The following is a 13,791-nucleotide window of genomic DNA, read 5'->3' on the forward strand; positions in this document are numbered from 1 at the left end:
CGCCAACTCACACCACCCGTGTTGCACCGTCGGCTGGACAGACCCGAGAGCGTCCGGCTCCGAAGAACCCCGGTTCCGGGGCTGACGCGGTCGGCCGTTCGAGGGCGGTGCGCGTCACGAGGCCCGCCAGTGCCGACCGGGAAGGCAGTTTGGTCTTGCGGTAGATGGCCGACAGGTGGCTCTCGATCGTTCGGCAGCTGAGGAACAGCTTCGTCGCGATGGCCTGGTTGCTCAGCCCTTCCGCTACGAGCTCGGCGATCTCTCTTTCCCGTCTGGTCAGTTGGTCGAGCTCTGTCGGTGTGCTCGGGGGTTCGCCGACCTGTTCCGGTCCTGTGACGGGTCGGTCGGATTCCGTCGGACCGGGCGGGGCTTCCCCGGCGTCGGGGCGGATGAGTGCGGCGAGGTCGGACAGCAGGTGTGCGCCGCCGTCGTCGGCGATCCGGCCGGCCCGCTCCCACAGGGTGAGGGCCCGCGCGCCCTCACCCGCGGCCTGTGCCTGGATGGATGCGAGGAGCAGGGAGTACGCCTCCCAGAGCGTCGCGCCCGAGGGGGCGTAGGTCTGTGCGGCGCGCTCGAAGAGGCGGGCGGCCTCTCGTGGTTCTCCCCGGTGCTGGGCGAGTGCGGCCTCGGCGCGCAGTGCCGCACCGTGCTGGCCGTGCAGCCCCATCCGGGCGGCTTCCTCGACTGCCTGTGCGGCCCAGTGCGTGGCCTGCTCGGTGTCGCCGAGCGCGAGGGCGGTGGCGACGAGGGTGTCCAACTGGCCGGGGCGTGTGGAGGGCTGTAGTTTCCGCAGTTCGGGACCGCCCGCCGTCAGGATGGCCTGCTGAGCGCGGCGTGGGTCACCGCTGACGAGCACGGTGTGGCCGAGTACGCATCCGGCCAGTGAGGCCCACCAGTGCGCGCTGCTGCCGGCCGCGGCGACGGCCTCCTCGGCGGTCGTGAGGGCACCGGTGTCGCCCAGGGGGCGGCACAGGAGAAGGATCAGTGCCTTGAAGCACAGGGTGAAGGCCAGGAGGTCGCTGCTGCCGATGGCACGGGCGACGGATTCCGCTTCCTGCGCCGACTCCAGGGCGGCAGGCAACCGGCAGGTGGTGAGCTGTACGAAGGCCTTGCTGCTCAGCAGGTGCGGCAGGACGTGGACCTGGCCGCTGCGACGGGCGATGTCCAGCCCCCGGTCGGCGTGGCGTTCCGCGTCGGCATAGCGCTCCAGCACGGCTTCGGCCCAGGCCAGCCATACCAGCGACTCGCACAGTTCCGTGAGGTTGGGGTCGGTGCAGCCGTCCACGAGATCGGCGGCGGCATCGGCGAACCGACGGGCCGCGCCGGTGCACCCTTCGTATGCCTCCCCCAGTGACGCCAGTGCCAGGACTCCTGTCTCTCCCATGAGGTCGCCGTGCGAGCGGGCGACCACGAGGGTCCGGGCGATGTCGTCGCGCACGTCGGGGTAGGAGACGGTGTTCAGGGCGGCCATGCCGAGCGCGAGTCCCAGGGAGACCGTCTGACGCGGCCCGGGAGCGGGAGTGCGGGCCAGTTCCCGCTGCAACAGGGCGATCGCTTCCGGGGAGTGCCCGAGGTGACGTTCCATCATGGCGCACAGCGCTGTCGCGTCGCCGCGCAGTGACGCGTCGTCCTGCCCCGGGCCGCTGATCAGGGTGTGCAGGAGATCTCGGCTCTCCCGCAGGCTGCCGCCCGCTCCGAGCGCCCTGGCCCGCGCCAGCGTCAGCTCGCCGCGCTGCTGTGCGAACACGTCGTCCTCCGGCATGAGCCGCAGGACGACGTCCAGCAGATGGGCGGCCGTGCCGGGTGCCGTGTGGGCGAAGTGGGTGGCGGCCTCGCTCAGCACGGCCGCCGCCACCGGATCCCAGCCCGCCAGTGATCTCTCCACGTGGTGGGCGCGTTCGGCAGCCGGGGCACCTGCCCGGGCCAGTTCGTCCGCCGCCGTGCGGTGTATCTCGGCACGCCGGGATGCCGGGGTGTGCTCGTAGACCGACGCCCGCAGCAGCGGGTGGCGCAGAATCCAGCGACCGTCGGAGCCGAGGCGCACCAGATCCCGGCGCACCAGCGCGTCGATGCAGTCGTCGAGTTCCTCCGGCGTGGGGAGTCCGGCAGCCCTCACCATGGCTGGTGTGGCGTGGTCCCCGAGGACCGCCACCACCTCGACGGTACGGCGCTGGGCGTCGGTCAGCGCGGTCAGTTCGTCCAGAAGCAGGGAGAGGAGTCCGCTCGGCACCCCTGACGCGGTTGTCTCGTGAGCCGGGGCGGCGGTGCCCTGCTGCGGGGCACCGTGCCGGTGGGCGTGCAGAAGGGAGCGGAGATAGAGCGGGTTGCCCTCGCTCGCTTCGTAGATCTCCTTCGCGTCGGCCGCCGGCAGGTCGGGGGCGAGCGCCTCGACGGCCTCGCGTTCGGGCAGCGGGCGCAGCACCATGTGCAGGACGGCGCCGCTGTCGACGCCGCGGGTCAGCGCGGCGGCCAGCGGGTGCGGTGTCTGGCGTTCCCGGCGGGCCACGGCCAGCAGAACCCGCCCGCGCACCGGATGCCTCACCAGATGGTCCAGCAGCTCCAGGGACGCGGGATCCGCCCAGTGCACGTCGTCCAGCACCATCACCAGCCCGCCGCGCTCCCCGAGCCCGGTCAGTACGTCCGCCACCGCACGGTAGAGCCCGAACCTGTCGCGGCTGCCCGTGCCCCGTGCCGCGTCCGGCACCACACCGGCGCCGGCGCCGAACAGGACCGGTGTCGCCGCCTCGGGCACGGCATCCGAAGCGAGAAAGGCCGGGTCGGCGTCGACGAACGCGTCCGTGAACGCCTGGAACGGGGTGTACCGCTCGTATTCCGTGGCCCTGCCGCGCAGCACGGTCAGCCCGCGCCGACGCGCCCGCGTACAGAACTCGCCGAGCAGCCGGCTCTTGCCCATGCCCGCGTCTCCGGCGATGTCGATCACGGCGGGAACACCGTCCTGTCCCAGCCCGCCGATCACCGAGTCGAACCGCTGAAGTTCCTCGGCTCTGCCGACCAGCATCGTCGCCATCCCGTCCAACGCCGACACCAGCGCGTCCCCCTCCATCAATGTCCCCCTCGGTGGCGCTTCGGGCCGGTCGGCCAGGATGCCCCGAAAGTCCGTACGATCGTCATCATCTGTGCGGTGGTCATCACGGGAGGAGCCGCGTGCTGCGGCCGTGCTCCGAGTGAGAGTGGATCTTGTACACCGACGCGGCGGCCACAGCGGTCCTGCCTCGGGTCGCGGCCTCGGCGAAGAACCGGTCGCCGTCGGACAGGACGGGGTCCTGGCGGTCCAGGACGAAGGTGCCGTCGGCGCACGCCGCCCGGATCGTCGTACGGTCGTGGTAGCGCACGAGGGACCAGGCGAAGGCCCTGGCCGGGGCCGTCTCGAAGGCGTCCTGGTCCAGGACCGGGAAGTGGGCCGCCTTGCCGGGTTCCAGCGCGCCCGTGACCGCGCCCGGTCCGGCGGGTGGCCGCGTGGACCCAGGTACGGCCGACGCCGACGCCGAAGTCGTCGACAGCGAGGGAGAAGGTGAGACGCCGGGCGGTCTCCGCGGCGTCGGGGAGGCGGAAGCCGTCGTGCCGGGTGGCGTCGGTGCCCAGGCCCCGGCGGATGCCCCGTTCCGGCAGACGTGGGGTCGCGGTGTGCACGGTGCCGGAGGCCGGGGACGCCGACGCCCGTTTCGTGCCGTCGGGTTCCGCGAGGGCCTGTTCTGCGGCCGGCAGGCACCCCTCCGTGTCGGGCAGCGGCGGCCGGTCGGGGCTCATGCGGGTGGTGCGGTCGGCCGCGTCCCCGAAGGCGAAGACCACGCGGATGCCCGTCTCCAGCGTGCCCCGCAGGGCCGCCCTGCCCGGTCGTCGAAGGGTTCGCCCGCGACGACCGTCGTCGTGAAGCCGCCCCGGAGCAGTTCCAGAGCCGTCCACTTCGCCCGACTTCCCGGCGAGGGGGATCCGGCCCTGACGCGTCCCTTCAGCAGACCGAGGACGACGCCGAGACCGGCGCCGGCCAGAAACCCGATCAGGGCGCGCCTCGGCGACGCCTCCAGATCCGTCAGCGGGACCCCTTCGTCCCACATCTCGTGGGCGGCCCGTCCAACGGCCAGGGGTCCCGGAAACCGCGTGTCCGCGGCTCCGGTCACCGCCGTGACGAGCCCCCGCACCCCCCACGACTACCGCGAGCGACAGACGGGCGGTCGCCGCCGGGCTTCCCTCGGGGTCCGGCTCGTACGGACACCTGTCGACGGCATGGGGCGGCATGGGTGGTTCTCCTCCGGATCCCGACTCTTCGCCATGGGCGCTCGACCTGTTTCTAATCGATTAGAGGCATGATGCAGAAATATCATGCGATCAATGTCCACTTCTCTCAACGAAGGTGTAACTGAACGTCCGAAGGGTCCTCGTGGACAGCGACCCCGGCGTCCGGATCCGGGCAGCCGCAACTGGATGCGCCGACGAAGTGCACGGGCAGCAGGTCCGGCTCGCTCTCGGGGCCCGCCCGCCGCTCACCGAGAACGATGCGCACGGCGCGCCGCGCGAGTTCGTCGATGTCCTGCTGCACGGTGGCCAGCCGCGGTCGTTCGAAGGCACTTCGGTCGTCACCGTCGAAGGTGATGACGGCGATGTCGTCGGGAACGCGTGCACCATGGTCGAGGACCGCGCCCACGACCGCCTTCGCCAACCCGTAGGTCCCCACGACCATGCCGTCGACGTGCGGGGTGTCCCGCAGGGCACGGCCCACCTTCTCGTAGGCGTCGGCCGGTGTGAGATCGGTGCGGGCCACGGTGGTCCCGCCGGTGCTCGCCTGCCGCCACCCGGCTTCACGCAGTCCCACCACTCCCTGCGGGCCCTCCGCGCCCACGAAGACCACCTCACGTCTCCCGTGGAAGGCCAGGTGCTCTCCCGCCAGCTGCCCGGCCCGCCGGTGGTCGGAGGCGACCACCGGGGCACCGGACGCGGGAGGACGGCAGTGGATGCGCACATACCGGGCGTCCCCGGCCGCAAGCGTGTCGTCCAGCTCGAGCGCTTCCTCCTCTGCGGCCACGAAGACCCCGTCGACGTTCATGTCGAGAAACGCCCGTGTGATGGACAGCTCGGCCACCTCGGAGAAGCCGGTGTTGCCGATGAACATGAGCCCTCCGGCGGCGAAGACCTCGCGTTCGAGGGCTCTGGCGAGCGAGCCGAAGAACGGCAGGGTCGCATCGGGCAGCACCAGCCCGAACAGGCCCGTCCGTTCTCCGCGCAACGCGCGAGCCACCCGGTTCGGCCGGTATCCCAGCCTGCGGATCGCCTCCAGGACACGGCGTCGGCGCTCCTCCGACACCTGGCGCGGACCGTTGTTGAGTACGTAACTGACGGTGGCGGTCGATGTCCCGGCTTCCCGCGCGACGTCAGCGAGAGTCGGTCTTCCGATGGCGAACCCCTCACTCCCGACTCGATCACCCGGTTGGGCAAGACAACCGCCCGGCCGGCCCGGGCACCACGGTCGGTGCAACGGTACCGGCCGGGAGAGCCGCGGGGAGTTCACCGGCGAAGGCGGGAGAAGGCGGACGCCACGGCAGCGGGAGGGGGCGGCATGCGTCCCGCCGCACGCGGGTGTTTCGTCGGGTCCGGGATCGGAACGCCGCCGAAGCCCTCGCATCACCGGACACGTGGACCGCGCCCTCGCCCCCCGCTGGAACGCCCCGGCAGAGCCCTGCGATCCAGGTCGCCCTACGCCTGCGCTCCCCGCCCCGTCTCGCACCCCACCTACTACTACCTGATGGTCGGGTGAGGGGCGTGCAGTCCGTCTCGTACCGAAGCGCCCGGAAGGCCTTCCGTGAGACGGTCTGCTGGACAGACGTCCCGATATCGGCGATCTGTAGCCGAATTCGCCAAGTGGTTGAGTGTCTGTCGTCCGTTCTTCACTCTTTGCCTGTCAAGTGCCCGACGGCCAGGCCTCGGGCCCCACGCTGCAGAAGCGAGACCGGCATGGTGCGTGTCCGTGCGTCCCTTTCCCGACTGCCCGCCTATGTCCCTGGACGCAAACCCCACGGGGCGATCGTCCTGGCCAGCAACGAATCCCCGTACGGCCTGCTGCCCGGGGTGGCCGAGACCCTCGCCGAGGCCGTCGGCGGTGTGTCCCGCTACCCCGATCTGCGGGCCGTCCCGCTGATCGAGGCACTGGCCGCCCACCACAGGGTCGAACCGGAGCGGATCGCGGTGGGCGCCGGCTCCTCCGAGGTGTGTGCGCAGTTGCTGCACACGGTCGTCAGCTCCGGGGACGAGGTCGTCTTCGGCTGGCGGTCGTTCGAGGCCTATCCGATCCTCACCACCGTCGCGGGCGGTACGCCCGTGCCCGTGCCGCTGCGCGAGCACACTCTCGACCTCGATGCCATGGTGGCGGCGATCACGTCACGGACCCGGGCGGTCTTCGTGTGCAACCCCAACAACCCGACCTCCACGGCCGTGGGCGCAGGGGCGCTGTCGGACTTCGCGGACCGGGTGCCCGAGGACGTGCTGATCGTCGTCGACGAGGCGTACCGGGAGTACGCCGATCCGGCCGCCGTTCCCGACGGTCTCGCCCTCCTCGGCGACCGGCCGAACGTGGTGGTGCTGCGTACCTTCTCCAAGGCGTACGGCCTGGCGGGGCTGCGGGTCGGCTACTGCGTGGCGCCGCCCGGCATCGCCGCGCACGTGCGGCGCACCCAAGTGCCCTTCAGTGTCAGCGCCCTCGCCCAACTGGCTGCGGTGGTCGCCCTCGGCGAGCCGGCGGAGGTCGCCCGGCGGGCCGCTCTCACGGTCGCCGAACGGGAGCGTGTCACAGGGCGGTTGCGCGCGCTGGGCCACGAGGTGCCCGACTCCCAGGCCAACTTCGTGTGGCTGCCGCTGGGCGGGGACGGCGAGAACTTCGCCCTGCACTGCGCCGACGGGCAGGTCGTCGTCCGCCCGTTCCCCGGCGAGGGAGTACGGGTGACGATCGGACTGCCGGAGGAGAACGACGCCCTGCTCGCGCTCGCAGAGACCTGGAAAGGCTGACGGCCGTGCGCCCCGGTCTCTACGAACGCCACCACGAACTTCTCCGCGACGTACTGGCCGCTCTCGCGACCGGCTCGTGTCTTCGCCCCTTCAGCGAGGCGACCGGGCGGGCCCCGGCCGACGCCGGCATGAGGTCGACCCGTACGGCGGCCAAGGTGTTCCGTTCCCTGCTGGGACGCCCCTTCGAACTGGGCCAGCCCGGCGCGCTCGGCCTGGCGTGCACGGAGTCGTCGCCGTACGGCATCCGTCTGGACATCACCCACCCGCGCTGCGATCCGGCCGTGCTGGTCGCCGCGGCCGGGCGGGCGGCGGCCGGCTGGCGGGCCGCCGGGCCGTACCGGCGTGCGGGGCTCGCGGTGGAGATCCTGCGGCGACTGAACACCCGCAGTCACGAACTGGCCCTCGCGGTGCACCACACCACGGGCCAGCCGCTCGCAGCCGCACTGCGCGCTGCCGGGCCGCGCGCACAGGACCGGGCTCTGGAGGTGGTGGCCCGGGCGTACGCCGAGTCCGGGCAGGTCCCGGCCGACGGGTACTGGGACGGATCCGGGCCCGGCGGGCCCCGGCAGTCGCCGCGGGGCACCAGCACGCTCGCGCCCCGCGGGGTCTCGTTGCTCGTGGGCTGTCCCGACTTCCCGCTCTGGAACGGGTATCCGGGCCTGTTCGCCAGCCTGGTGACCGGCAACCCGGTCGTCGTGGCCCCCCACCCGCGCTCGGTGCTGCCCCTCGCGATCACCGTGCGGGTCGCCCGTCAGGTGCTGGCGGAGGCCGGGCACGACCCCGACGTGGTGACGTTGGCCGTCGCGGAACCGGAACGGCGGGTGCACCGGCGGCTGGCCGCGGACCCGGCCGTGCGCATAGTCGACTTCACCGGCCCTGCTCGCTTCGCCGACTGGCTGGAGCGCAACGCCCGCCAGGCCACGGTGTTCGCCAACCGGACCGGACCAGGCACCGTGGTCGTCGACTCGACCGACGACTACCGGGGCCTGGTGCGGAGCCTGGCCCTGGCCTCCTGTCTGTGCAGCGGTACGGTGCGCACCACACCGCAGAACATCCTCGTGCCGGAGGCGGGCTTCCCCACCGACGAGGGGCACCGGACCCTGCGGGACCTGGGCGCCGACATCGGCGACGCCGTGGACCGGCTGCTGGCGCACCCGGCACGGGTGGCACGGCTGCTGGGCGCGATCACCACCGAGGAGGTGCGCGAGGCGCTGGCGGAGGCCACGCTCCAGGGACCGGTGCTGCACGCCTCCGGCCCCGTGCCCCATCCCGGCCATCCGGACGCCGACGTGCGCAGTCCGCTGCTGGTGCGGCTGCGCGCCGGGCACACACACGTCTACACGCGGGAGTGGCCCGGGCCGGTGTCCTTCCTGGTGGGGACCGAATCGGCCTCGCACAGTCTGGCGCTGCTGCGCACCATGGCGGCACGGCACGGCGCGCCGTACGCCTCGGTGTACTCCACAGACCCGTTGGTACTGGCCGCCGCGGAGACAGCCGCGCTGGACGCCGGGGTGCATCTGGTGGAGAACCTCGCCGACCTGCCCACGGACCCGTCGTCCGACCTGGCCGAACTGCCGGGCGCGGACGCGCACTTCGTCACCGGTCGGTTCCGTGTGGTGCGCGCCCGGCGTCGCGCCCCGTCGGCGACTGCCGTCGCTCCGCCCCAGCCCCTCGTCGTACCGGCGCCCGACTGCGGTCCCGCCGCCGAACTGGTCGACGTGTGACCGGATCCGGCCACCCCCGGGTCGTCAGCTCGCCAGGTCGTCAGTTCGTCCAGTTGGCGCCGGGCCCCCGCACCTCGTCGAAGACCAGCCAGGTCCGGGTCGAGCGCACCCCCGGCACCGCCTGGATGCTCTCCAGCACGACCCGCCGCAGCGCCAGGTTGTCCGGCGCGCGCACCAGCACCAGGACGTCGAAGTCACCGGTGACAAGGGCGACATGCTCCACGTACGGCATCTCCCGCAGCGCGCGGGAGATGTCCCGCCAGGCGTTCTGCTCGATGGTCATCGTGACGTACGCACTCGTCCCCAGGCCGGCCCGCTGGGCGTTGAGGCGTGCGGTGAAGCCGGTGATGACGTCCTCGGCGACGAGCCGGCCGATACGTGTGTAGGCGTTGGCCCGGGAGATGTGCACCTGCTCGGCGAGCGCCCGTACGGAGATCCGGCCGTCCTCCAGGAGCCGGTGCAGGATCTGCCGGTCGATGTCGTCGAGCGCGACGGCAGTTCGTCCGGCCGTGGCCCCGGGCAGCGGGATTTCCTCGGACATCTTGTTCTCCCATGCCTCTGTTTTCGGCAGTTCATCGCCGATTCACCCGAAGTATTGAACACATATTTCGTGACAGCCACCATTCTCCTGTCAAGTGTCCAGAGAAAGCGAGTGCCCTCCATGTCCGTGAAGAGCCTCCGCCAGACGGTCCAGGGCCTGCTGCCGTCCCTGACGCCGGTGCGGTTCGTGGCCGAGGACGGCACACCGGTCGCCAGGCCGCCCTCCGACTACGCCGAGCCCCCGGCCGAGGCCCTGCGCGAGGCCTGGCGCCGGATGGTCCTGGGCCGCCGGTTCGACACCCAGGCGACCGCCCTCACCAAGCAGGGCCGCCTCGCCGTCTACCCCTCCAGCCGCGGCCAGGAGGCCTGCCAGATCGGCGCCGCGCTCGCGCTGCGGGAGGACGACTGGCTGTTCCCGACCTACCGCGACTCCGTCGCCCTGGTGACCCGGGACATCGACCCGGTCGAGGTGCTGACCCTCCTGCGCGGCGACTGGCACTGCGGCTACGACCCCGCCGCCACCCGTACCGCCCCCCAGTGCACTCCCCTGGCCACCCAGGTACTGCACGCGACCGGCATGGCCGAGTCCCTGCGCCGCAAGGGCGAGGACGGCGTGGCGATGGCACTCGTCGGGGACGGGGCCACCAGCGAGGGCGACTTCCACGAGGCACTGAACTTCGCGGCCGTGTTCCGCGCGCCGGTCGTCTTCTTCGTGCAGAACAACAAGTACGCGATCTCCGTACCGCTGGCCCGGCAGAGCGCGGCGCCCGCCCTGGCGTACAAGGGTGTCGGCTACGGGGTGCGCTCCGAGCAGGTCGACGGCAACGACCTGGTCGCCGTGCTGGCGGTGCTGGACTCGGCCGTCGGGCACGCCCGCGCCGGACACGGACCCGTCCTGGTGGAGGCGCACACCTACCGCATGGACGCGCACACCAACGCCGACGACGCCACCCGCTACCGGGAGGACGACGAGGTCGAGCGGTGGTCGGCGGCCGACCCGGTCGACCGCCTGGAGGCGTACCTGCGCTCGCGCGGCGCGCTGACGGACGAGGACGTGACGGCGGTGCGGGAGGAGGCCGAGCAACTGGCGGCGCGGGTGCGCGCCGGCATGAACGCGGACTCCGTGCTGGACCCGCTGGAGCTGTTCGACCACGTATACGCCGAGCCGACCCCTCAACTGCGCGAACAACGCGCCCAGTTGGTGGCCGAGCTTGCCGAAACCACCCAGGCCCAGGAGGACTGACGACCATGGCCAAGGTCACGATGGCGCAGGCGCTCAACACCGCCCTGCGCGACGCGCTCGGCGAGGACGAACGGGTCCTCGTCTTCGGGGAGGACGTCGGCCCGCTCGGCGGCGTGTTCCGCATCACCGACGGGCTGACCCGCGACTTCGGCGAGCAGCGCTGCTTCGACACCCCGCTCGCGGAGGCCGGCATCGTCGGGCTCGCGGTCGGCATGGCGATGGGCGGTTTCCGGCCCGTGGTGGAGATGCAGTTCGACGCCTTCGCCTACCCGGCGTTCGAGCAGATCGCCTCGCACGTCGCCAAGCTGCGCAACCGCACCCGCGGCCGGATCGGCCTGCCGATGGTCATCCGCATCCCCTACGCGGGCGGGATCGGCGGCGTGGAGCACCACTGCGACTCCAGCGAGGCCTACTACGCGCACACCCCCGGCCTGAAGGTCGTCACCCCGGCCACGGCCGAGGACGCGTACTGGCTGCTGCGCGACGCGATCGCCGACCCCGACCCGGTGGTCTTCCTGGAACCGAAGAAGCTGTACTGGTCCCGCGAGGACACCGACCTCCGCACGCGCACGGCGCCGCCGTTCGGGCGGGCGGCGATCCGGCGCGCGGGGCGGGACGCCACACTCGTCGCCTACGGCCCTTCGGTCCCGGTGGCGCTGGCCGCGGCCGAGGCCGCCGCCGAGGACGGGGTCGAACTGGAGGTCGTCGACCTGCGCACCCTCGTGCCCTTCGACGACGAGACCGTCACGGCGTCGGTGCGCCGGACCGGGCGCTGCGTGGTCGTCCAGGAGGCACAGGGTTTCGCCGGTGTGGGCGCGGAGATCGCCGCCCGGGTACAAGAACGGTGCTTCCACTCGCTGTCCGCGCCCGTTCTGCGGGTGGCCGGCTTCGACATCCCGTATCCGCCGCCGAAGCTGGAACACGCGCATCTGCCCGGCGTCGACCGGGTCCTCGACGCCGTCGACCGGATGCAGTTCACCGACGAGCCCGACCTCCGGCATCTCGTGGACGGAGCGGTCGCGTGACCGCCCCGACGCTGCACGAGCAGCTGTTCCGTCTGCCCGACCTCGGTGAGGGGCTCACCGATGCGGAGATCGTCGAATGGAAGGTGGCCGTCGGAGACACCGTGACCGTCGACCAGATCGTGGTCGAGGTGGAAACCGCCAAGGCCGCCGTCGAGGTGCCGGTGCCGTACGCGGGCACCGTGCTGGGGCTGCACGCGGAGGCGGGCACACCGCTGGCGGTGGGGGAACCGCTGATCACGGTGGGAGCCGCGATCACGGCCAGGCCCGCCGCCGACGCCGCCGAGCGCTACCGCGAGGAGGAACAGGCCGGGTCCGGCAACGTACTGATCGGCTACGGCACCGGACACGGACCGGCACCACGCCGTCGTCGCGGGCGTACCGTCTCGACGGCGGCCGGCGCGCCGAAGGCCGCCGCGGCCCCGACGGCCGAACCGCACGCTCCACGGGTCATCTCCCCCCTCGTGCGGCGGCTGGCCCGGGACCACGGCGTCGACCTCTCCGCACTGGCGCCCTCGGGCCCGGCCGGGGTCGTCCTGCGGCGCGACGTCGAACGAGCCATGGCCGGGAGCGTGCCGGAAACCGCCCCGGAGGGCCTGGTGCGCGCCCCGGAGAACCCTGTACGCATGCCGGAGGGCCCGGTACGCATCCCCCTGCGCGGTGTCCGCAAGGCCGTCGCCGACAAGCTGACGCGCAGCCGCACCGAGATCCCGGACGCCACGACCTGGGTCGACGTGGACGCCACCGGCCTGCTCCAGGCCAAGAAGGCGCTCGAAGCCGCCGAACCCGGCCGCCGTATCGGTCTGCTGGCGCTCTTCGCCCGGATCTGTGTCGCCGGTCTGCGTCGTTACCCCGAGCTGAACTCGGCGGTGGACACCGAACGCCGGGAGATCCTGCGCTTCGACGAGGTGCATCTGGGCTTCGCCGCCCAGACCGACCGTGGACTGGTCGTCCCCGTCGTGCGCGACGCGCACCGCCTGACGACGGTCCAACTGGCCGCGGAACTTGCCCGGTTGACCGAGCTGGCTAGGACCGGAAGCCTGCCGCCGGACCGGCTGACCGGGGGCACCTTCACCCTCAACAACTACGGGGTGTTCGGCGTCGACGGCTCCGCACCCATCATCAACCACCCGGAGGCGGCGCTCCTCGGCGTGGGCCGCATCGTCGACAAACCCTGGGTGATGGACGGCGCCCTCACCGTCCGCAAGGTCACTCAGCTGTCCCTCAGCTTCGACCACCGGGTCTGCGACGGCGGCACCGCCGGCGGCTTCCTTCGCTTCGTGGCCGATTGCGTGGAACGCCCGGCGACCCTGCTCGCCGACGTCTGACCCCGCCCCCGCCCCCGCGTCGTCGGCGGCGAGTCGACGGCCTGCCGACCGGCAGCCCTCGTCGGCCCGGCAGTTGCCGGTCCAGCTTCATCGGCGCAGCCCGTACCGCTTCGGCGAACGTGGGGGCGAGGGCCGCCAGGAGCTCGACGACCGTGCGCTAGGAGGCGTCCTGCGGCTCCTCCGGTTCCTCCGTTGCGGACGGTGCGGCGAACCGGGCCATCGCGGCGAGGTCCGGGACCATGGCGGCCAGTTCGTCCAGGAGACCGCCCAAGTCCACCACGTTCGACATCGGGAAGAGGAAGCACACTCCGAAAGTCGCGTGCGAGACCGCCGGTCCACCGAACCGCGCCAGCCGCTCCGGCAGATCCGAGGCGTAGAACCGCTCGGTCATCGCCTCCCGGTCGTCGCTCATCACCAGGTACGGGATGTCCCCGGGGAAGCGGAGGCCGAGCTCCGCCGCGCTCCAGTGCCGCTCCAGACGCAGCATCGGCCCGCTGTCCGGCACGTCGAAGCAGACCACCAGCCAGTGCCGCACGTCCCGCCGCCCGACGGGTTCCCAGAACCTGGCGACGGTGGCCGGGTGCTCGTCGAGCGGGCCGGCGACGGCGGTGCCGTAACGGGTCCGCGTCATCCAGGGGAAGTGGCCCGCGTACCCGTTCCACGGTCCGCCGTCCCTGGCGGGTACGAGCCGCCTCCAGCCGGGGCATTCGGCCAGCACGCGCATCACCCGGTCCGCCTTGCTCGCCTGGCGCGCGGTACGGACCGCGAAGGTTGCCCCGACGATGAACGGCGCCAGGAGGATGACCGACCACACGATCCACGGAAACATCGAAGTTGACGTCCTTTTCGCTCGGACTGCGGCAGTGCGTGGGCACGCAATCCTCGCCGGGGCGGGCATGTCGGCACATCGGGGGATCCAC

The 13,791-nt window shown here is 72.2% G+C and carries 10 protein-coding genes; 5 read left to right on the forward strand and 5 right to left on the reverse strand.

Annotation, left to right across the window (positions count from 1 at the left end; all coding sequences use genetic code 11):
- Positions 1 to 7: 7 nt before the first annotated feature.
- The 3 genes from OG787_RS00445 to OG787_RS00455 all read right to left on the reverse strand — a co-directional run bounded on the left by OG787_RS00445 (position 8) and on the right by OG787_RS00455 (position 5,638).
- Positions 8 to 3,064 (reverse strand): AAA family ATPase, encoded by a 3,057-nt coding sequence (locus tag OG787_RS00445; RefSeq protein ID WP_405533918.1) that lies wholly within the window; start codon positions 3,062 to 3,064, stop codon positions 8 to 10.
- Between the two features lie 85 nt (positions 3,065 to 3,149).
- Positions 3,150 to 3,353, reverse strand: a complete 204-nt coding sequence (locus OG787_RS00450; RefSeq protein WP_405533919.1) for a hypothetical protein — start codon at positions 3,351 to 3,353, stop codon at positions 3,150 to 3,152.
- 1,010 nt (positions 3,354 to 4,363) lie between these two features.
- Positions 4,364 to 5,638 (reverse strand): LacI family DNA-binding transcriptional regulator, encoded by a 1,275-nt coding sequence (locus OG787_RS00455; protein ID WP_369033939.1) that lies wholly within the window; start codon positions 5,636 to 5,638, stop codon positions 4,364 to 4,366.
- Between the two features lie 329 nt (positions 5,639 to 5,967).
- Between OG787_RS00455 and OG787_RS00460 the strand changes: the two genes are divergently transcribed.
- Together OG787_RS00460 and OG787_RS00465 are read left to right on the forward strand one after the other, a co-directional pair.
- A complete protein-coding gene (locus tag OG787_RS00460; protein WP_405533920.1) occupies positions 5,968 to 7,014 on the forward strand; it encodes a histidinol-phosphate transaminase in 1,047 nt (348 codons plus the stop codon).
- Positions 7,015 to 7,019: 5 nt separating this feature from the next.
- On the forward strand, positions 7,020 to 8,738 hold the full coding sequence (locus OG787_RS00465; protein ID WP_405533921.1) for an aldehyde dehydrogenase family protein: 1,719 nt from the start codon (positions 7,020 to 7,022) through the stop codon (positions 8,736 to 8,738).
- Between the two features lie 40 nt (positions 8,739 to 8,778).
- On the opposite strand, the gene OG787_RS00470 is transcribed toward OG787_RS00465, so the two are convergent.
- Positions 8,779 to 9,279, reverse strand: coding sequence for an Lrp/AsnC family transcriptional regulator (locus OG787_RS00470; RefSeq protein WP_369033936.1), 501 nt, complete (start codon positions 9,277 to 9,279; stop codon positions 8,779 to 8,781).
- Between the two features lie 120 nt (positions 9,280 to 9,399).
- Between OG787_RS00470 and pdhA the strand changes: the two genes are divergently transcribed.
- From pdhA to OG787_RS00485, 3 genes are read left to right on the forward strand one after another with little or no spacing between them, the layout of a single operon-like run.
- Positions 9,400 to 10,521 (forward strand): pyruvate dehydrogenase (acetyl-transferring) E1 component subunit alpha, encoded by a 1,122-nt coding sequence (gene pdhA, locus OG787_RS00475; protein WP_405533922.1) that lies wholly within the window; start codon positions 9,400 to 9,402, stop codon positions 10,519 to 10,521.
- Between the two features lie 5 nt (positions 10,522 to 10,526).
- Positions 10,527 to 11,546 (forward strand): alpha-ketoacid dehydrogenase subunit beta, encoded by a 1,020-nt coding sequence (locus OG787_RS00480; RefSeq protein WP_405533923.1) that lies wholly within the window; start codon positions 10,527 to 10,529, stop codon positions 11,544 to 11,546.
- A complete protein-coding gene (locus tag OG787_RS00485; protein ID WP_405533924.1) occupies positions 11,543 to 12,871 on the forward strand; it encodes a dihydrolipoamide acetyltransferase family protein in 1,329 nt (442 codons plus the stop codon). The genes OG787_RS00480 and OG787_RS00485 overlap by 4 nt, the downstream gene beginning before the upstream one ends.
- A 157-nt stretch (positions 12,872 to 13,028) precedes the next feature.
- Here OG787_RS00485 and OG787_RS00490 read toward each other — a convergent pair whose 3' ends face one another.
- Positions 13,029 to 13,700 carry a hypothetical protein gene (locus OG787_RS00490; RefSeq protein WP_369033932.1) on the reverse strand — a complete coding sequence of 224 codons (672 nt, stop codon included), beginning with the start codon at positions 13,698 to 13,700 and terminating at the stop codon, positions 13,029 to 13,031.
- Between the last annotated feature and the right edge of the window lie 91 nt (positions 13,701 to 13,791).

It is taken from the genome of Streptomyces sp. NBC_00075 (assembly GCF_045041225.1).
GTDB classification, from domain to species: Bacteria; Actinomycetota; Actinomycetes; order Streptomycetales; family Streptomycetaceae; genus Streptomyces; species Streptomyces adonidis.

Bases quoted from the DNA above. Each gene is read 5' to 3' on its own strand.
- OG787_RS00445 (WP_405533918.1), bottom strand. From the start codon at position 3,064: ATGGAGGGGGACGCGCTGGTGTCGGCGTTGGACGGGATGGCGACGATG.
- OG787_RS00455 (WP_369033939.1), bottom strand. From the start codon at position 5,638: ATGCGAGGGCTTCGGCGGCGTTCCGATCCCGGACCCGACGAAACACCC.
- OG787_RS00460 (WP_405533920.1), top strand. From the start codon at position 5,968: ATGGTGCGTGTCCGTGCGTCCCTTTCCCGACTGCCCGCCTATGTCCCT.
- OG787_RS00470 (WP_369033936.1), bottom strand. From the start codon at position 9,279: ATGTCCGAGGAAATCCCGCTGCCCGGGGCCACGGCCGGACGAACTGCC.
- pdhA (WP_405533922.1), top strand. From the start codon at position 9,400: ATGTCCGTGAAGAGCCTCCGCCAGACGGTCCAGGGCCTGCTGCCGTCC.
- OG787_RS00480 (WP_405533923.1), top strand. From the start codon at position 10,527: ATGGCCAAGGTCACGATGGCGCAGGCGCTCAACACCGCCCTGCGCGAC.
- OG787_RS00490 (WP_369033932.1), bottom strand. From the start codon at position 13,700: ATGTTTCCGTGGATCGTGTGGTCGGTCATCCTCCTGGCGCCGTTCATC.